Genomic DNA, 18,753 nt, shown 5'->3' on the forward strand with positions numbered 1-18,753 from the left:
GAGAAAAATTTAATGAAATTAGGAATTATTGGAGCAGGAAATATGGGAAGCTCTATATTGAAAGGCGTTACATCTTCAAACTTTCTTGAAAATAAAAATATAGCTATTTTTGATTTAAACAAGGAAAAAATTCAAGAATTATCAAAAGAGTACGGTGTAAAAAAAGCAGAAAATGAAAACGAACTTACAAAAGAAAGCGATATTCTCATCCTTTCTGTAAAACCAAATATTATTCCAAAAGTACTGGATAAAATAAAAGATGACTTGTCAGAAAAAACTATTGTTTTATCAATTGCTGCTGGAATTAGCATTGGTTTTATTGAAAATATTATTGGAACTGACAAAAAAGTTATTAGAACTATGCCAAACACGCCTGCTCAAGTGATGGAAGGAATGACGGCAGTTTCTTTTAATCATAACATTCAGGAAAATGAAAAAAGTATGATTTTTAAATTACTGAATAGTTTTGGAAAAAGCATTGAAGTTGAGGAAAAACTTATGCATGCCTATACAGGAATTAGTGGCTCTTTACCAGCCTATGTTTACGTATTTATGGAAGCTCTTGCGGATGGCGGGGTACTGGAAGGAATGCCAAGGGACAGGGCTTATGAAATTATTGCCCAAACGGTGTTAGGTTCAGCCAAAATGATGCTTGAAACAAAAAAACATCCAGGAATTTTGAAAGATGAGGTAACTTCTCCAGGAGGAACTACAATTGCCGCCTTGAAAGTACTGGAAGATGGTAAATTTAGAGGAACTGTAATGGAAGCCGTTAAGGCTTGTACGGAAAAGTCTAAAGAAATGGCAGGGGAGTAAAATCCCCTTTTTTATTATATTTATAAATATTTTAACACTAAACCCTATTTAAATAATGAATTTATTACAAACTTTTCCAATAAAAGATAAAAACCTAATATTTAAAAATAAGTAAAATATAATTTTTTTCTGTTAATAAACCAACAGAGATTCTCAGTATAAACCTTTACTGTAAGATAAGGATTTGCGGCAATGAGCAATCCTGCGAAAATAAAGAAAAAACATAATAAAAATAGTAAAAACTTATATTAAACAGAATAATCCAATACTAAATCCCATTAGAAAATAGTATACAATTCAAAATTTATTAAACATTTGCTATTTAGATGAAAAATAGTATAAATTTTCTTTTATATAATCTGATATTTTTCCACATATTTTAATTTATGATTTATCCAATATTCCAACTGATTTTCAGACTGATTTACACGAAATTCAAGATTATATTTCGCCATATCTACAAATAGAGAGTTATCCTTTTGATAAATAGTTAAATAATGTTTCCCTTTTTTATCCACTGCCACTACTTTTCCTTTCTCAACTGAAAATGTATATTGAATACTGTTATAGTCACGATTTGGACTCCACACCAAATTTTTATCGCCTGTCATTTTTATATAAAATGCTGAATTTGTGGGAATAAATGCCAAGTTTAACCAATTTAGCCCTTTACTGTCTATTCCTCCAGAAATTCCCTTGTTCCCATAAGCAGTTATTTTGTATTCTCCTGTTCCTACATTTTTTACTCCTGCAAACACCATTCCTAGCGACTTTAGTTCAGCCTTCTCAAAATCCACGTTATCTTTATAGTTTAGAAAAAAATCGTTTGAAGAATATTTTATAATTTTAGATTGATCTGTTATTTTTCCTTTTTTATTTACCTTTATAATTTTAAAATCTTTTTTCAACGTATCAGATAAAAATTCATAAACATTGATTGCAGCATATCTTGAAGGCATAAAAGACAGATAGTTTCCCACATTTAGCTGAACAGGATATTTATCCCCATTTCCTGATATTATTCTGTAGCTTATATAATCTGGATTATTTGACATCCTAAATGAAAATTTCTCAAAATTGTTAAAACTTTCTTTATTTCCAGCATTTAATGTGAAACTTAGCAAAATTCCAATTAACAGCATAAATTTTAATAATATATTTTTTCCCATAAAAATCTCCTAAATTTTATAGTAATTTTAGTTTAAAACGAGAGTAAAAAATTAGGCTAATCTATAGCCAAGTTATTTCTTTATATATATTTTTTTGAACCTCAAAAATACTACCTATCATTTTAAAACTTCGTAAAAAAGGAGTTAATTCAAAATTTAATTTGAAAAAACCCCTAAAAATTTTTAAAGATTATTGTTGATTTGCGATTATAGCAATTTCTACTCTTCTATTTTGAGCTCTTCCAGCTTCTGTTGCGTTACTTGCAATTGGCTGTTTACTTCCATAACCACGTGAAGTTATTCTTGAGCTTGAAATACCTTGTGACTCAAGGTAAGATTCTACTGAATTTGCACGATTTACAGAAAGTGGATTGTTAATTGCATCATTTCCTGTTGTGTCTGTATGTCCTGAAACTACAATTGTTGAGTCAGGATAAGTTTTTAATACTGTTGCTACTGAATCCAACGTATTTTTAAATTGTGGCTTAATTACGTAGCTATTTAAATCAAAAGTAATGTTTTCAGGTGCTGTCAATTTGATTTCACCTTCTCCAGTTCTTTTTACATCCACTCCTGTTCCTTTTAATTTATTTCTTAATTCTTTTTCCTGTCTATCAAATATATTTCCAATAGCTGCTCCAACTGCGGCTCCTCCAGCTGTACCAATTAATGTACCTTTTGTATCTTTTCCAATAACTTGTCCGATTACAGCTCCTGCTGCTGCTCCAATTCCTGCTCCAACTCCAGTTTTACTAACTTTTCTTGTTCCATCAGTAGCAGTTGTACAAGAAATTACTGTTAATAATGATAACAGAATAATTGCTAATACTTTTTTCATATTGACTCCTCCTTAATAAGAAAATATTTATTTTCAATATATTGTACTATATTATTCTATTATTTAAGTTTATTTTCACTTTGAAAATATTTTATCTTGAGAAATTAAATGCTTTAGTGAAAAAAATTGATAAATTTTAAATTTTTAGAATAAAAACTTTAGATTTTTTGAAAAAAGGATATAGTTTTTAAATAAAAAACAGGAACAAATTCATTCCTGTCCCTGTTTTAAAATCAAATATAAAATAAATTAGAATGAAACACCAAGTCCTACACCAACGTGTGAATTTTTATCCTTCGTATCATATCCACCATTTACTGTGAAATTAAAGTTTCCTGCTTCAAATCCTACTTTTAAGTCGCTCTTGAAGTTTCCACGTCTTTCATATTTTGCACCTTTTAAGTTAATTTTAGCGCTTGTATTCGTAAATTTAGCTTCGTTTGCCTTGCTTTCAACTTTTCCTAGTTCATGTTCATAGCCAAGTCCTAAAGATGCTTTGAACTTAGTATTTTCTGTGATTGGAGCGGAATATCCAACTTCAACTCCTGCAGATGGTTTTACAGAATAGTAATTGCTTCCTTTAACTTCCATATTTAAAGTTCCATCTTTTTCCTTAATTTTTGAAAATTTACCATAACCAAGTTTTAGACCAGCGTAAGGCTTAACTGTAACATTTTCTCCAACTTGGAAAGTTTTTCCTAATTCGTTCTTAATTACAAATCCGTAAGCATTGTAGTTAGCCTTGTTTTCATAAACATTATTTCCGATTACAAATCTTCTCTTCATATCGTTTTTAGAAACAAATCCATCTCCGCTTAAAGTCCAATCAAGATTATTTAAGTCAAATGTCTTGTAAGCGCCTAATTTAAACATTGTTACATTTTCTTTTGATTTTCCACTGTCTTTAAATTTGAAATTGTTAATAACTGTTCCGGCATAAATTCCCTGTTTTGCATCAGCGTTATTGAATAAATATGAAATTCCGTAAGCTGAACTGTTTGAATCTGCTAATTCTGGCGTTCTTGCCTCATGTTTATCTCTGTTAAAGAAAGTAGAGACATGATGTCCAGATTTATTAGCATTTTCTTTTTGTAAAGCAGAAAGTTTGCTGTCTAAAATATTATCAGTCTGTGCAATTCTTTGTTGAACATTGATATATTGACTTCCATTAATTTCACGGTAAGTTCTTGCCAATGCTTTTCTGTCACTCAATGTATTTAAGTAATTGAATACTTGTTTGTCTTTTGAATCTGCCGCAGTTCCAGTATATTTTTCATCTAGCCCATTAGCCACTTCTGTAGAAGTTTCACTATCTGCAAATTTCGCATAGGATTGTTTTTTCAAAGTAACTTTTTCTACTTTGTTATTTTTAATTTCTGAATCAGCTTCCCATACTAAAGAACCAGTTTTTACGTTCCAGTTTGCAATATTGCTTGACTGAATAGATTTGTTAAATGGATCAAGCACATCATTTCCAACTGTTACTTCAGTAGCATTAGTTTTTTCAGTAGCTTCAGCTCCGATTAACAAGTCAGCACTTTGTAATCCTAAGTTCGAAAGTCCTTCAATTGGTTTTGTTTTTCCTAATGTGTCTACGTAAACTCCTAAATCCCCGTTGATTGGTTTTGTTTTACTTGAGAGAACTTTAATAGTTCTCGTGTTGTCTACACGATCTCTTACGGCACCGCCACTAACTTCAATATCTCCATAATTCTTAATTATTCCGCCAGCAATAACAATTCCCGCACCGCCAGCAGATTCAATGTGTATTTTACCAGTATTTGTGAATTCAGAATCTTTTCCCACAACTACACCGATTACGTCTTTTGGAGTTCCAACAGTCGTTATTGTACCGCTGTTTGTACCTTTAGAACCATTTGCCAAGTACATTCCGATACCGCCATCCTTAGTGATGCTGATAGTTCCTTTGTTTTCTAAAGTGTTTCCGTTGATTCCTGCCATACCGATTGAATCTTTACCGATTTCTATAATTCCGTTATTTATCATTTTTGCATTTGGATTATCGCTGTACATTCCCATGCTTGGGTTGTTTCTGTCAGATGAATCACCTATTCTGATTTTTCCAGTAGAACCAAAATATTTTTGATTTTCTACATTATAGGCACCATCTCCGCCAGCGTAGATTCCGATTGACTTATCTCCGTAAAGATTGATTTCCCCGACACTTCCAATTACGTCTTGTGGAGTATCTGAAGCTGCAGGATCTTTCTTCTGGTTACGAACATTTGACCACATTCCGATTACATTAGGTGCTGTACTTTCAATTTTTCCATTGCTTAAATTTGTAATAAATCCTTTGTTATCAAAGTAAGGCTTGTCCATATACATTCCTGTAGAATTTTCCCCGAGCAGAATATCTCCGTCGTTTCTTGCAGAATTGTGCGGAATAGGAGCAGAAGGTCCAAGTAGTCCATAGTCAAATTCAGATTCTGCACTCCAGTAAATCGCAACAGAGTTTTTACCAACAGAAATTTTTCCACGGTTATCAAAGTTTGATGCAGTACCGTATGCTCCGATTGAGTTGCTACCTTTCATATCGATAGTACCACGGTTATAATTCATATCGTTTGGAACAAATTCATATTCAAATCCATACAATCCTTTAATTCCAATTTGATTGTCTTTTGTTCCAGTAATTGTTTTACCAGAATTAATAGTGAAAGTAGAATTTGTAACATCTACTTTATTATACAAGTCGTTAGGGTCATCCAAGTTTACATCCTTGTCTACAAAAAGTCTGGAATTATCAAATTTAACTAATTTATAGCCAGTACCATTAATTGTTGGTCTTTGATTTGCAGGAATTTTGGCAAGAAGATTTGAAACATCAGTTTTAGACAATTCTACTTCAACACCTTTAAGTACGAACAAATATGAATTAGGCTCCATATTGAATGTCAATTTATCAGCATTGTTTATAAGTTTTGTAAAATAATGCTTAACGGCTTCCTGAGGATCTGTAAAAAAGTGTGTGTTTCCACTGTAAACGCTATTTCCTTCAAAAAATGCCATTGCTCCTCCACCTGCTTTTACATCCATTGTTGTTGGAACAGCTATAGTAAGCGGTTTTGTAGCTGAACGATTCAAATAAAATCCAACTTCCCTGTCTTTAACTTCATAATGATTCCTACTGGCAGTTTTAGGTATGTCGAGTTTTTCTCCAGCAATGTTATATGCGAAAATGTCTAATTTTGAATTAGGAATCGCGCTAAGATTTATTTTTGGAAATCTCGCATCTGTGCTTATTGACGGTGTCGACGGATTGGGACCTGCTGGGTTAGATGGAGCGCCTGGAAAAATTGGTGAAGATGGATTTGAAACTGTCGGATTTCCAGAACCTTTACCATTTCCACCTCCGCTATTTCTGCTAGTTCCACCAATTCCTGTTTTTAATCCACCTTTACCATTATTACTTGTACAACTTAGTAAAGCAAGCAATGATATTGCAAGCAGCATTAATTTTTTATTTTTTTTCATAATAATCCTCTCCTTTAAAGAATTTGTATACTAAAATTTTATAACAGTAAATTAAATTCTGTTATTTTATATATTCTAATTATAACTCGTATTCCCAAAAAGTCAATAGATTATTATACAAAATTTTAAAGTAAATAATTTTCTGTTTTAAATATGTTTGAAAATTATTGAAGCTGATATCTTTCTATATTTGATTTTTTTTCATTTTAAGTATATAATGTAAAATAAAAAAATAGGAGAAAAAATGAAAATATATACTGCCCCAATGGCCGGAACTACTGATTATTCCTTTAGAAAAATACTTCAAAAATTTAAGCCAGATTTTTTGTTTACAGAAATGGTAAATGCTAATTTACTGAATCGTGAGGATGATACTACAATAGATGAACTTTTAAAGTGTGATGATAAACAACAAACTGGAACACAAATTTTTGGTGGAGATAAGGATGAACTAGTTTCAGGAATCTTAAAACTAAAAAATCTAGGATTTAAAAAAATTAATATAAATATGGGGTGTCCACAGCCTAAAATTATAAAAAATAGGGCAGGCTCGGCTCTTCTTGAAAATTATGACTTAGTTGATCAGGTTCTTTTGGAAACACAAAATATTGATGCTGAAATTTCTATAAAAATACGTGTTGGCTATAAAGATTTTGACAATCCTGAAATATTTTTGAATTTGGCAAATAAGCATAATCTTGATTTTATCTGTGTGCATGGACGAACTCAAAAACAAATGTATTCTGGAACTGCCAACTGGGAAATTGTTGAAAAACTAAGTAAAATGCCAAGAAATATAAATTTTTTTGGAAATGGCGATTTATTTGAGCCTACCGAGATAAAACGAAAAACATCCTCCTGCAGTCTTGACGGTATAATACTTTCACGTGGAATAATAGGTAATCCTTGGCTAATTCCACAAACAAGGGAATTTTTACAGATTGGAAAAATAAACACTATTCAAACTTTTGATGAAACAAAATCACTTGTTTTGGAACATCTGCAAAATATTGTGAAACATAAAGGCGAGATGAAAGCTGTGCTTGAAATAAACAAATTTTTACGTCCATATTTTCAAAAATTTTGGGATAAAAATTTAGATAGAAATAGTGAATTCACAGTAATTGAGAACTTTTATAATGAAAATCTGAAAACAGATATTGATAAGATTATTTTGGAAAAAGAATTTTTGAAAAATAAAGATGATTAAAATGTTGTAAATAAGTTTTTTTATTGAAATTCTTAATAAAAAGGGTATAATCACAGTTGAAAGTTAACTGTGATTTTTTTGAAGGAGAGTGCAAGAAATGATTATTACAAATGTGAACAATGAAATTCAAAACAAGAGTTTAGCAAAGGATATTCGATTTTGTATTGAATTTGCCAAAAAAATGAAAATAAAATTTTATCGCTTGTAAATGGAAGTTATGATGTTGGTTATAACAATATCAAAATGAATCTTGGAAAATATTTTACGAAAAGTGAAAATGAGAAATTTTGGGAAAGTCACAAAAAATATTTGGATGTACAGATTATGATTAATGGAACTGAAAAAGTCGCAATTAATGATATTCGAGACATGGAAGTCAAGAGCTTTGATGAAGAGAAGGATCTTACAATTTTAGAAGGTGACAAAGCATTTGATATAATTATGAAAACTGGAGATGTTCTTGTATTTTTTCCAAATGATGTTCACAAGCCTGAACTTAATGTTTCTGAAAATGATGATTCTGGGAATATAAGAAAAATTGTTACAAAAGTTGTTTTTAAAATTGAAATCAACAAAATGAATATTTAAAATAAAACTTTATAACTAAAGAAAATAATAAAAAAGGAGTTTAAAGATGTATTTTCCAGAGCCATTGAAACAAGGAGATAAAGTGTTTTTAGTTTGCACTTCTTCGCCTATTTTTGCAGAAGATATTGAAAAATGTAAGGAAACTGTGAAAAACTTAGGTTTTGAGCCAGTCTTAGGGAAAAGTATTTTTGAGAATATTGGAGGATATATGGCGGGAACGCCTGAAATTAGGGTAAAAGATTTACACAAGGCTTTTTCTGATGATGAAATTAAAGGAATTTTTTGTGTGAAGGGGGGATTTAGCGCTTCGCAACTTTTGGATAAGCTGGACTATGAATTGATAAAGAAAAATCCTAAAGTTTTTGTAGGTTATAGCGATGTTACAAATTTGAGTATTTCTTTTAATCAGAAGTGTAATTTGGGAGTTTTTCACGGTCCTATGATAAAGTCGAATATGTTTAATGATTTTAATGAGTTTACAAAAAAATCTTTTTTTAATGCCTTGGATAAGAAAAAAGGTGAAAAATGGTTATTTAAAAATCCAATAGATGAAAAAACTGGAACAGAAAAAGAAACTTCACTTCTGTATAAAAAAGATTTTGAAAATAAAAAAATAAACGGCGAATTAACTGGTGGAAATCTTTCAATAATTGTTACAACTTTAGGAACAGATTATGAAATTGATACAAAAGGAAAAATATTTTTTATTGAAGAAATCGAAGAAGAAATCAGCAGAATTGACAGAATGATGACACATTTGAAATATGCTGGAAAATTTGAAGACTGTAATGCGGTTTTGTTAGGTAATTTTGCAGGCTGTGAGAATACTTATGGGAAAAATTATGAGTTAATGGACTTTTTAAAAAATTTTTTCAAGGATTATGAAAAGCCTGTCATTTATGGACTTGAAAGTGGACATGAAAAACCTGACTTGGTAACAATGCCGATGGGAGCAAAATGTACTTTGAAGATTAATGAAAATATAAATGAAATTTATTTTGAAAAATAGAAGTACAGAAAATAGTATAAATAAATTTACATAGAAAGAAGGAAAAAATCAATGTTTTTTGATATGCATGCAGATGTGTGGACAGATAATTTCTGGGAATATCAGAAGGGAAATAAGGATATTATCAGAAATAAATACAAGGAAAAATTCTTGAAAGGAGGACTTTCTGGAGGAATTTTTGTTATTTATTTGAATGTGAATGAAGTGGAGAATACTGAAGAATATTTTTTTGCAGATTTGCGAGCAATGACTGAGGAATTGTATCACGCAAGAGATTTGATAAAGGTTATAAAAGAGCCATCTGATTTTAAAATTTTTGAAAATTGGGAAAATGTTAAGGAAGAAGATAAAAAGTTTGGTGTTATGCTTGGGATAGAAGGGCTTCCAGGGATTGGAGATAAACTTGACTATATTTATTTATTAAATCAGCTTGGTGTGCGACATATTGGAATGACTTGGAATGAAACAAACGCTTTTGCAACAGGTCAGAGCGGAGATAAAAACAGGGGATTGACTTCACTTGGAATTGATGCTGTGAGAATAATCAATGAGTTGGGAATCCTGCTTGATGTTTCGCATGCCAACGATAAAACATTCTGGGATATTGCCAAACATTCCAAAAAGCCTTTTTTTGCTTCACATTCTAATGCCAGAAGCCTTTGTCCGTCAATGAGGAACTTGACTGATGATCAAATTTTATGTATCGGTGAGCGTGGAGGAATGGTTGGAATGAACAGTTACCACAATTTTGTCAGTCAAAATGAAAATGAGAAAAATTTGGAAATGCTTTTAAATCATTTAGAGTATGTAGCTGAAAAAATTGGACTGGATAAAGTTGGATTTGGACTTGACTTTGCGGAATATTATACTCCAGAAGGAGAAGAAGCTGACGGACTTCTTGGTCTTCACGATGTTACAGAGTTAGGAAATGTTAAGAACGCCTTGAAAAAAAGAGGATATTCCGAAAATGAGATTGAGATGGTAACTTATAAAAATTTTATTGACTTTTTTGGAAGAGTGAGAAATTCCAAATAAAAAATAATAGTAAAATTGAGAAAAGAAAGGAACTTAATAAATGAACAATAAAAGAAAACCAATTATAGGAATTACTACTTCGCTGGAATTAAACCCGAACAGACTAAATGATCATAAAACGATAGTTTCTGTGGATTACAGCAAGGCGATTATAAACGCTGGAGGAATACCGTTTATTTTGCCAATAACAGAAAATATGGAAGTTATAAGGGATCAAATTCAGCATTTAGATGGTCTTTTGCTTTCTGGAGGAGGAGATCCTGATCCGATTTTATATGGAGAGGACTGTCTGCAGGAAGTTGGGAGCATTACGCCAGAGCGGGATAAATTTGAGCTTACAATTTTGGATGAGTTTATGAAAACTGGAAAGCCTATTTTTGGGATTTGCCGTGGATTGCAAATTGCAAATATCTATTTTGGCGGAAGTTTGTATCAAGATGTAAAATATACGGGAACAACTATTAATCACATGCAAAAGTGGCTTCCTGATCTGCCTACGCACGATATAAATATTGAAAAAGATAATATTTTATTTGAAATTTTTGGTGAAAAAACAAGAATCAATTCTTATCATCATCAAATGATAAAAGATTTGGGAAATGATTTGACTTCTATTGCAAAAGCAAATGATGGTATAATAGAAGCTTTTCAAAATAAAAATCATAGATTCTTTTACGCAGTACAATGGCATCCTGAAATGATGGCAATTCGTGGCAATGAGAAAATGCAGAAGATTTTTGATAAATTTATTGAAAGTTGCAATGATTAATCTCTATAAAAAAACAAAAGCTGGCTAAATGTCAGCTTTCTCTCTCATAGTTAAAATTTTCTCACTTTTAAAAGTATGTGTTAAAAGTGTGGATTTATTTCAGGATTTTCAATTTGGACTGTCACATGTTCTATTCCATATTCATTTTTCAAAAGTTCTACCACATCATTTACAATTTCGTAATCATTTACACCATCATACTCATCAAGTAAAATATGAAATGAGATACTTATATTTTCTTCAGAAATATTCCATAAATGGAATTCATGAATATCCTTTATTTTATCAATTGTTAAAATTTTAGCATAAATTTCATCGATATCTAAATCGCTGGGAACAGCTTCCATTAAAATAAAAAATGCCTCTTTTGAAATTTTTAAACCGCCACTAAAAATAACAATGCTTATAATCACACTTATTATTATGTCAAAAATAACAAGGTTAGTCAATTTTAAAATAATCGCAGCAATTATAACTCCAACAGAATTTAATGTATCTCCTAAAAAATGCCATAATGCACTTTTTACATTAAGATTATTTTCTTTTTTCAAACTTTTCATAAGTACAAACATAAGTATTATATTAACCAAAAGTCCGATTACTGCAATTGTAAACATCGTAAAAAAATCAACATGCTCTGGATTAAAAAGCCGTTTTACAGCTTCAATAACTATTCCGACTGAAATTATCATAAGAGCCAGTCCATTTATGAATGCAGAAATTATCTCAATTCTCAAAAATCCGTAAGTAAAATTCTTGTTTGGCTTTTTGGCTGAATAAAATACTGCTATAATACTGAATAAAAGTGCAATAACATCCGAAAACATATGAAATGAATCTGAAATAAGTGCAAGTGAACCACTAAATATTCCGCCAAATAATTCAACTAAAGCAAAAAATAATGTCAGTAAAATTGAAGTTATTAAAGTTTTCTTTGATTGTGCCTGATATTTGTAATGCTTTATATGATGGTACTTAAAATCTATTTTTTCTTTATTCATCTTATCTTTCTCTCTTTCCACTAAAAATATTTAATCTATTTTTATTATATAATAGGAGTTTTTTTATTTCAACAACATAATTTTATTTTATAGCAAAACTATTTTGAAATCTTAAAATTATTTTTAATACTGTTGCAGATTGCAATTTTGTATGGTAAACTTTTGTTAGAAATAATAATTAAAATAGATTCAAATCATACTTTTATAACATAAAAATTAAGTAATAAAGTTAATATAAAGGAGAAATATAAAATGTCAAATATATTTGAAAAAAAAATTAGAATAAATGAATTAACAAACTTAAGAAAAGAACTTATGCAACAGGGAAATGTTGTGGAAGAGGTTAAAGTATTAAAAGAATTAGCAGAACTTACAGAAGATGTTTTTGGTGAGGAAAGCAATGAAAATATTAAAATTTTGAATGAAGTTGGGGGAACTCTTAAATATGTTGGGGAGTTTGACACGGCGAAAGATGCTTTATTAAAGGCACAAGGCTTTATTGAGAAAAAGTATGGCAAAGATAGTATTCCTTATGCGACTTGCAGCCTTAACCTAGCTGAAGTTTACAGATTTATGAAAAAGTATGATGACATAGAGAATATTTATCTTAATACTATGAAAATTTACGAAAATAACAATTTACAGAATGACTATGTTTATGCGAGCGTATGCAATAATTTGGCTTTATTTTATCAGGAGCTTGAAAGATATGAGGAAGCGATTGAGTTGCAGGAAAAAAGTCTGGAAGTATTGGAAAAAGTTGGAGAAAATCCTATTCAGTATGCAATTACACTAAGTAATCTTGTACAGCCTTACTTGAAGATAAAAAATAAAGAAAAAGCAGAAGAATACTTGCAAAAATCACTAGAACTTATCGAAAAGGAAGTTGGAAAAACTCATAACTTGTATGCAGCAGTCCTTAACAATATGGCAACTTTTTATTTTGCAGAAAATGAATATGAAAAAGCATTGGAATTATTTGAGAAAAGTGCTGAAATTTGTGAAAAGACGTTTGGGAAAGAAAGCAATAATTACAAAAATATTTTGGAAAATATTGAAGTTGTAAAGGAAAAAATGGTTTAAATTTTTGGAATAAGGAGAAAAAATGGATTCAAATAAAATAAAAGGGCTGGAACTTTCAAAAAGATATTTTGAAGAAGTTTATCTTCCAGTTATAAAAAGTGAATTTCCAGAAGTTTTTGAAAAAATGGCGGCTGGACTTGCGGGGGAAGGTTCGGAATGTTTTGGATTTGATGATGAGATTTCACAAGATCATGATTTTGGACCATCCTGCTGTATTTGGCTAAGTTCAGAAGATTATGAAAAATATGGATTAAATTTGCAAAAAAGGCTTAATGAATTGCCAAAGGAATTTTTGGGATTTAGAGCATTGAATGTGAGTGAGTTTGGAGATGGACGGCGGGGTGTCCTTAATATGGATGACTGGTTTTTCAAATTTTTGGGAGATGTGAAAGCACCTGATAACTTGTATGATTGGCGATTAATTCCAGAAGAATTGCTTGCAACAGCGGTTAATGGAGAAATTTTTATGGATAATTCAGGACAATTCACAAAAATTAGAAATGGTTTGGAAAAATATTTTCCAGAAGATATACGGCTTAACAAAATTGCGACAAGATGTATGAAAATGGCACAATCTGGGCAGTATAACTACTTGCGGTGCATGAAAAGAAATGAAATTGTGGCAGCAAGGCTGGCAGAAACTGAATTTATAAATGAGGCAATACATATAATTTTTTTATTAAATAAAAAATATAAACTTTTTTACAAATGGATGCCAAGAGCCTTAAAAAACTTGAAAATCTTGGGAGAAAAAACTTATTTTTTAATTGAAGAACTGGTAAAATTGCCAACTAGTGCAGTTAATCGAAAATTTCAAATTATTGAAGAAATAAGTGCTGATGTAATTACGGAAATGAAAAATCAAGATATTGTTCCAAGACAATTAACAAGCGACTTTTTACAGGATTATGGGCCTTTTGTGCAAAATAAAATTCAAGATGAGAAATTAAGAAACTGGAATCCTGCGATGGATTAAAATAAAAAATTTTTAAAATAATCAACAAAGTTAAAGAATATTGGATTTAAAATAGGAGAATTGAAAATGGAAAGAGAAATTAGTAAAAAAGAAAGTTTTATTAGACAAATTTTAAAAAGAGAATGGGAATTTTTTCAAAATGTACATCATACGGAAGGAAGAGCTGATTGTCAGGATAATCCGCAGGAATTTGAAATTATGAGAAGAAGCCAATGGGAAACATTGCCTGATGAAATTTTGGAAAGTTATTTGGAAGACTTGATTTTAGCAAAACACCGTGGTGAAAATATTGTTCAAGATAAATATGCCAGAATGATGAAATACAGTTCTCCAAAAGAATACGAAATTATTAAGGAATATTTGCCTGAAATTTCACAAGAAAAGGAAGAATTGGTACAAAAAATAGTAGAAATTTATTTGCATTGGGAAGAAGAAATAATACAAAAATATCCAAAAGTTACTTCAAAAGGGCGTCCTTTATACTCAAAATATGACACACCCAACTATACTTCAATTGAAACTTACTTGAAGGGAGAATTATCATCATATTCAGTAAAAACATTGAAATTATATTATGAGTATATCCAAAGTTGTGTTACAAATAATGTAAACTTAGCAGAAAATAATTTGGAAAACATTGTACTGGAAAAGGGTTACAGTTCTATTGAGGAAGCAGAGAAGAGTTTATAAATTTATAAGTTGGAGGGAAGATAAATGGTAAAAGTAAAGGAATTAATAGAACGTGGATTAGAATTATTTTCAAGAAATAGTGTAAGCAGGCTAGAAAAGTTTTTTGAATCAGCAAAACAAGAAAATCTAGACATAAGTTCAATTGATAAAAAATATATGAAATTTAAAAGAACTAAAAAGAAAAAACGATTTACAACAATTTTTAATTATTTTACTTTCGGTTTTTCAGCAATAGGAAGAATGGCACATATGGCCTATGATGCTGAAAGAAAGGAAGAATTTAAAAACGAAAGAATGAAATTGCAAGAGGAAATAAAGGATGTATTAGCGAATGAAAATATAGATGATAATTCTAGGGAGCTATTACAAATAATGGATTTCTATTTATATGATTAAAATTACGAATTAGGTTTATTGTCAAATCAAGTGAAACAAAAAGTAAAAATTTAATACTGGAAGCAATAAAACCGCTGATAACCAGTGTCTCCAAAGGAATCTTTAAGATTTTCATATCAGACAGAGATAAGTAATTTTCATGCTGGAAAAAAGTAAAGAAGATAAGAATAGACTTCTATTTTGCAGTTTCTTACTGTTCATGACAGGTAAGTATATAATGAAAACAGTAACGGTCTTCTGAGAGAGAATTTTACCCAAAGAAGACCGATATATCTAGAAGACTTGTTAAGAGCCTTTAATACTAATAAATTTAAAATCAAGAACATATTTAAACTATACTATTTGAAAAATTTTTGTACGAAATTAGTTTTAAAAAAAATTAGTAAAATGTCGCAATTAATACCTTTTTACTTAGCCAATTGCAAGTATATTTTTTCAGATTGCCTATAATTTTTCTAATCTAAATATGTTTTTGCCAATTTAAGCTTTTCTTTAGAATTTGTATTTGAAAAAATGTTAAAAGATAATATCAAGACTAAAAAAATTAATAATAACTTGCTTTTCACTGCAATATCTCCCTATTTCATATATTTTTTATTTTTCTCTGCAACTTCCATTTGTACCGAAATATCCTCTTCTTCATAATTAAAAACTCTTTCAATCCTATCCCTTAAAATTTTTAGATATTTTTTTCTATATTCTTCATTTCGTTGTATTTTGTTGACTTCACATTCCCAAATTGTAATAACACTAACATCCATCTCAAAAAGCTTCTCACGGACCTCAATATCCCTCTCTACATTTCTCCTAAACTTCTTTTCCCAATATTCAGCATGTGTCTTAGGAAAAGTTGCAATTTTACAATTTTCATGCCTATGCCAGAAACATCCGTTCACAAATATCGCAGTATTGTATTTCAAAATAAAAATATCAGGCGTTCCTGGAAGCTCCGAATAATTAACCCTGTATCTATATCCCATTTTATAAAGCAATTTCCGAATATAAATCTCAGGGTTAGTGTTTTTAGATTTTATTCTTGCCATGTTCTGGCTTCTTGTGAGAGGTTTTTTCTTTTTCACTTTTTATTAAACCCTTAATTCTTCTCTATCTTCAACAATCTCATCCTTGTATCTATCCAAAATCGGATTAATCTCATTCTTCACAAAATCCTCAGTCTGCTGCCCAGCAAATCCAGTATAATTAGCTGAAACCAAGATTCCTTCCATATCTTCCGCTTTCAGTCCTAATCTGCCGTCTTTTATAATTCTGTCAATTAGTCTGTTAGGATTTCCGTTCAATTTAATTTCCTTTGTTTCTTCCATCGAAAGTTCTCTAATAATTTCGTGAACTTCTTGTCTATCCATTCCTTTTTTTACTGATTCCATAATGATGTTTTCGGTTGCCATAAATGGTAATTCCTTTTGAATATTTGCCTCAATTACTTTTGGATAAACGACAACTCCATCCATAATGTTAAGCCAAATAATCAAGATTGCGTCCACTGCTAAAAATGCTTGCGGAATCGAAAGTCTTTTACTTGCAGAATCGTCCAATGTTCTTTCAAACCATTGTGTTGCAAAAACTAATGCTCCTGTTTGTGAACTTGAAATCACGTATTTGGCAAGTGATGAAATTCTTTCACTTCTCATCGGATTTCTCTTGTATGCCATCGCACTTGAACCAATTTGATTTTTTTCAAATGGCTCTTCTAGTTCCTTCAAATGCTGCAGTAGTCTAAAATCATTCGTAAATTTATGAGAAGATTGAGCAATATTCGACAATAAATTCAAAATTTGTGCATCTACTTTTCTATCATAAGTTTGCCCCGAAACACCTTGTTTTTTACTAAATCCAGCTTTCTCAGTAACCAGTTCATCCAACTGTTTTACTTTTTCAAAATCTCCTTCAAACAGCTCTTTAAAACTAGCCTGTGTACCAGTAGTCCCTTTGACTCCTCTAAATCTCAAATTTTCGAGTCTGAATTCCAGCTCTTCAAAATCAAGAAGTAAAGAATGAAGCCACAATGTCGCTCTTTTACCAACCGTTGTAAGCTGTGCCGCTTGAAAATGAGTAAATCCTAAAGTAGGCAAGTCTTTATATTCCAATGCAAAATTTCTCATTTTTTCAATCAAAGCAAGCATTCTTCTTTTAATAACTAAAAGTCCTTCCTTAATTTGAATCAAATCAGTATTATCCCCAACATACGCACTTGTTGCTCCCAAGTGAATGATTTTTCTTGCATTTTTCGCCTGTTCTCCATAAGTATGAACATGAGCCATCACATCGTGTCTCAACTTTTTCTCAAATTCTGCTGCAACTTCAAAATTCACATCATCTTTAAATTTTTTAAGTTCCGCAATCTGCTCATCCGTAATAAAATCAAGCCCAAGTTCCTTCTCAGCCTCCGCCAAATTTATCCACAACTTTCTCCAAGTTCTAAATTTAAACTCAGGTGAAAAAATATGCAACATTTCCTTACTAGAATATCTTTCCGCCAACGGATTTGAATATATACTCATATTTTCCATTTTCTCAATTCCTCCTACTTAATTTTATTTACAAAATTTTCTAACTTAATTATCCCAAATGTAAATTGCCCCATCCTTAAAGTACATCTTTTTCACTTCATCTTTATTTACACTAAAACTAAAATTAAATGGTCTATACTTAATTCCTTCATTATTTTCATAAAACCCTGTTACAACTATTTCTTCATCACTATTAACAAAATTTTCCATCATTGCAGTGGAAATTGTTTTATTTATAATAATTTTTGGATTTTTTCCATTTACTTGAAAGTCTTTTTCTGTATAAACTTTTTTATTATTTCCAGTTGCCTTAAAATTTTCATATTCTAATTCTATTTTATTTTTATCAGTTTTTGAAAGCTTAGTACCTTTCAATTTTACCGTAATTGTACCAAAAGACAGATTTTGTGCAGCATTTTCATTCACAGACTTATCAGCCCTAGATTTTTTTACATTTTGTGTTGGAGCTGAAAATGAAATTGCTCCTATAGCCAACATCAACACTACTAATATTTTTTCCATTACTCATTCTTTTATTTTTTCAAATAATCTTTTTATATTTTATCGTTCATCAATAACGCTCTCTTTCCTGCTTGCATTATTTCACAACTTCCCCATTCCAATCTTTTATTCCACCAAAATCAATCACGTTTGTATAACCTTTTTCAATCAATTTTAATGCTGCTTCCCTGCTTCGTCTTCCACTTCTGCAATAAACTAGAATTAAAGCATCTTTATTTTTCAATTTTGCTTCTGCTTCATTTTCAATAGTTTCCAATGGAACAGAAATCGCATTTGGAATATGCCCTTCGTTATATTCTTCCAAAGTTCTAACATCTACAACTATAACTTTTTGAGTTTCCATCATCTTTTTAGCTTCATCTGAAGTTATCTTTTTATATTCTGCTTTTTTCCCAGCTTTTGCTTCTTTTGACATCGCTAAAGTTTCTTTTTCATTTCCTGATTTACTACACGAAAATCCCAACACAGAAATTACTCCAACCATTGTTAATAACGCTATTTTTCTTATTTTCATTTTATCTCTCCATTTCATTATTCAAATTTTTTATTTCATAATTTTTCTCAAATTCAATATCTTGCTTTTCTTTTATAAAATTCTTATTCCTATCCAAAAGTCTTTTTCTAA

18 protein-coding genes are annotated in these 18,753 nt (G+C 30.4%); 10 read left to right on the forward strand and 8 right to left on the reverse strand.

All coding sequences use genetic code 11. From position 1 onward, the window contains the following. Window positions 1-12: 12 nt before the first annotated feature. Entirely contained in the window at window positions 13-816 is an 804-nt protein-coding gene (gene proC / locus FVE75_RS06945) for a pyrroline-5-carboxylate reductase (protein ID WP_147005836.1), read from the forward strand. A 350-nt stretch (window positions 817-1,166) separates the two neighbouring features. Here proC and FVE75_RS06950 read toward each other — a convergent pair whose 3' ends face one another. The 3 genes from FVE75_RS06950 to FVE75_RS06960 all read right to left on the reverse strand — a co-directional run bounded on the left by FVE75_RS06950 (window position 1,167) and on the right by FVE75_RS06960 (window position 6,321). After that, complete coding sequence (locus FVE75_RS06950; RefSeq protein ID WP_147005837.1) at window positions 1,167-1,985, reverse strand: oligoendopeptidase; 819 nt, start codon at window positions 1,983-1,985, stop codon at window positions 1,167-1,169. A 190-nt stretch (window positions 1,986-2,175) separates the two neighbouring features. Next, window positions 2,176-2,823, reverse strand: a complete 648-nt coding sequence (locus FVE75_RS06955; protein ID WP_147005838.1) for an OmpA family protein — start codon at window positions 2,821-2,823, stop codon at window positions 2,176-2,178. 249 nt (window positions 2,824-3,072) lie between these two features. After that, a complete protein-coding gene (locus tag FVE75_RS06960; RefSeq protein WP_147005839.1) occupies window positions 3,073-6,321 on the reverse strand; it encodes an autotransporter outer membrane beta-barrel domain-containing protein in 3,249 nt (1,082 codons plus the stop codon). Between the two features lie 244 nt (window positions 6,322-6,565). On the opposite strand from FVE75_RS06960, the gene FVE75_RS06965 reads away from it, so the two are divergent. The 5 genes from FVE75_RS06965 (at window position 6,566) to FVE75_RS06985 (ending at window position 10,932) form a co-directional block, all read left to right on the forward strand. Further along, complete coding sequence (locus tag FVE75_RS06965; RefSeq protein WP_232052482.1) at window positions 6,566-7,531, forward strand: tRNA dihydrouridine synthase; 966 nt, start codon at window positions 6,566-6,568, stop codon at window positions 7,529-7,531. A gap of 243 nt (window positions 7,532-7,774) precedes the next feature. Then, a complete protein-coding gene (locus FVE75_RS06970; protein WP_232052483.1) occupies window positions 7,775-8,119 on the forward strand; it encodes a YhcH/YjgK/YiaL family protein in 345 nt (114 codons plus the stop codon). A gap of 46 nt (window positions 8,120-8,165) precedes the next feature. Further along, window positions 8,166-9,128 (forward strand): S66 peptidase family protein, encoded by a 963-nt coding sequence (locus FVE75_RS06975; protein ID WP_147005840.1) that lies wholly within the window; start codon window positions 8,166-8,168, stop codon window positions 9,126-9,128. A 51-nt stretch (window positions 9,129-9,179) separates the two neighbouring features. Next, window positions 9,180-10,163 carry a dipeptidase gene (locus FVE75_RS06980; protein ID WP_147005841.1) on the forward strand — a complete coding sequence of 328 codons (984 nt, stop codon included), beginning with the start codon at window positions 9,180-9,182 and terminating at the stop codon, window positions 10,161-10,163. Window positions 10,164-10,203: 40 nt separating this feature from the next. Continuing rightward, window positions 10,204-10,932 (forward strand): gamma-glutamyl-gamma-aminobutyrate hydrolase family protein, encoded by a 729-nt coding sequence (locus tag FVE75_RS06985; protein WP_147005842.1) that lies wholly within the window; start codon window positions 10,204-10,206, stop codon window positions 10,930-10,932. Between the two features lie 80 nt (window positions 10,933-11,012). On the opposite strand, the gene FVE75_RS06990 is transcribed toward FVE75_RS06985, so the two are convergent. After that, window positions 11,013-11,933 carry a cation diffusion facilitator family transporter gene (locus FVE75_RS06990; protein ID WP_147005843.1) on the reverse strand — a complete coding sequence of 307 codons (921 nt, stop codon included), beginning with the start codon at window positions 11,931-11,933 and terminating at the stop codon, window positions 11,013-11,015. A 252-nt stretch (window positions 11,934-12,185) separates the two neighbouring features. Between FVE75_RS06990 and FVE75_RS06995 the strand changes: the two genes are divergently transcribed. The 4 genes from FVE75_RS06995 (at window position 12,186) to FVE75_RS07010 (ending at window position 15,078) form a co-directional block, all read left to right on the forward strand. Continuing rightward, window positions 12,186-13,016, forward strand: coding sequence for a tetratricopeptide repeat protein (locus FVE75_RS06995; RefSeq protein WP_147005844.1), 831 nt, complete (start codon window positions 12,186-12,188; stop codon window positions 13,014-13,016). A gap of 22 nt (window positions 13,017-13,038) precedes the next feature. Further along, entirely contained in the window at window positions 13,039-13,992 is a 954-nt protein-coding gene (locus FVE75_RS07000) for a DUF4037 domain-containing protein (RefSeq protein ID WP_147005845.1), read from the forward strand. A 66-nt stretch (window positions 13,993-14,058) separates the two neighbouring features. Next, complete coding sequence (locus FVE75_RS07005; protein WP_147005846.1) at window positions 14,059-14,682, forward strand: DUF4125 family protein; 624 nt, start codon at window positions 14,059-14,061, stop codon at window positions 14,680-14,682. A gap of 24 nt (window positions 14,683-14,706) precedes the next feature. Then, entirely contained in the window at window positions 14,707-15,078 is a 372-nt protein-coding gene (locus FVE75_RS07010) for a hypothetical protein (protein WP_147005847.1), read from the forward strand. 578 nt (window positions 15,079-15,656) lie between these two features. Here the strand turns inward: FVE75_RS07010 and FVE75_RS07015 are convergent. The 4 genes from FVE75_RS07015 to FVE75_RS07030 form a co-directional block, all read right to left on the reverse strand. Beyond that, entirely contained in the window at window positions 15,657-16,157 is a 501-nt protein-coding gene (locus FVE75_RS07015) for a very short patch repair endonuclease (RefSeq protein ID WP_147005848.1), read from the reverse strand. Window positions 16,158-16,163: 6 nt separating this feature from the next. Then, window positions 16,164-17,606: an adenylosuccinate lyase gene (gene purB / locus FVE75_RS07020; RefSeq protein WP_147005849.1), complete on the reverse strand. Its 1,443-nt coding sequence runs from the start codon at window positions 17,604-17,606 to the stop codon at window positions 16,164-16,166. Between the two features lie 45 nt (window positions 17,607-17,651). Beyond that, window positions 17,652-18,128 carry a hypothetical protein gene (locus FVE75_RS07025; protein ID WP_147005850.1) on the reverse strand — a complete coding sequence of 159 codons (477 nt, stop codon included), beginning with the start codon at window positions 18,126-18,128 and terminating at the stop codon, window positions 17,652-17,654. Window positions 18,129-18,204: 76 nt separating this feature from the next. Next, window positions 18,205-18,642: a rhodanese-like domain-containing protein gene (locus FVE75_RS07030; RefSeq protein WP_083378199.1), complete on the reverse strand. Its 438-nt coding sequence runs from the start codon at window positions 18,640-18,642 to the stop codon at window positions 18,205-18,207. Window positions 18,643-18,753: the final 111 nt, after the last annotated feature.

Source organism: Leptotrichia hongkongensis (assembly GCF_007990635.1).
GTDB classification, from domain to species: domain Bacteria; phylum Fusobacteriota; class Fusobacteriia; order Fusobacteriales; family Leptotrichiaceae; genus Leptotrichia; species Leptotrichia hongkongensis.

Coding starts and splice junctions, on each gene's coding strand:
- proC (WP_147005836.1), top strand. CDS start 13: ATGAAATTAGGAATTATTGGAGCAGGAAATATGGGAAGCTCTATATTG.
- FVE75_RS06950 (WP_147005837.1), bottom strand. CDS start 1,985: ATGGGAAAAAATATATTATTAAAATTTATGCTGTTAATTGGAATTTTG.
- FVE75_RS06955 (WP_147005838.1), bottom strand. CDS start 2,823: ATGAAAAAAGTATTAGCAATTATTCTGTTATCATTATTAACAGTAATT.
- FVE75_RS06960 (WP_147005839.1), bottom strand. CDS start 6,321: ATGAAAAAAAATAAAAAATTAATGCTGCTTGCAATATCATTGCTTGCT.
- FVE75_RS06965 (WP_232052482.1), top strand. CDS start 6,566: ATGAAAATATATACTGCCCCAATGGCCGGAACTACTGATTATTCCTTT.
- FVE75_RS06970 (WP_232052483.1), top strand. CDS start 7,775: ATGAATCTTGGAAAATATTTTACGAAAAGTGAAAATGAGAAATTTTGG.
- FVE75_RS06975 (WP_147005840.1), top strand. CDS start 8,166: ATGTATTTTCCAGAGCCATTGAAACAAGGAGATAAAGTGTTTTTAGTT.
- FVE75_RS06980 (WP_147005841.1), top strand. CDS start 9,180: ATGTTTTTTGATATGCATGCAGATGTGTGGACAGATAATTTCTGGGAA.
- FVE75_RS06985 (WP_147005842.1), top strand. CDS start 10,204: ATGAACAATAAAAGAAAACCAATTATAGGAATTACTACTTCGCTGGAA.
- FVE75_RS06990 (WP_147005843.1), bottom strand. CDS start 11,933: ATGAATAAAGAAAAAATAGATTTTAAGTACCATCATATAAAGCATTAC.
- FVE75_RS06995 (WP_147005844.1), top strand. CDS start 12,186: ATGTCAAATATATTTGAAAAAAAAATTAGAATAAATGAATTAACAAAC.
- FVE75_RS07000 (WP_147005845.1), top strand. CDS start 13,039: ATGGATTCAAATAAAATAAAAGGGCTGGAACTTTCAAAAAGATATTTT.
- FVE75_RS07005 (WP_147005846.1), top strand. CDS start 14,059: ATGGAAAGAGAAATTAGTAAAAAAGAAAGTTTTATTAGACAAATTTTA.
- FVE75_RS07010 (WP_147005847.1), top strand. CDS start 14,707: ATGGTAAAAGTAAAGGAATTAATAGAACGTGGATTAGAATTATTTTCA.
- purB (WP_147005849.1), bottom strand. CDS start 17,606: ATGGAAAATATGAGTATATATTCAAATCCGTTGGCGGAAAGATATTCT.
- FVE75_RS07025 (WP_147005850.1), bottom strand. CDS start 18,128: ATGGAAAAAATATTAGTAGTGTTGATGTTGGCTATAGGAGCAATTTCA.
- FVE75_RS07030 (WP_083378199.1), bottom strand. CDS start 18,642: ATGAAAATAAGAAAAATAGCGTTATTAACAATGGTTGGAGTAATTTCT.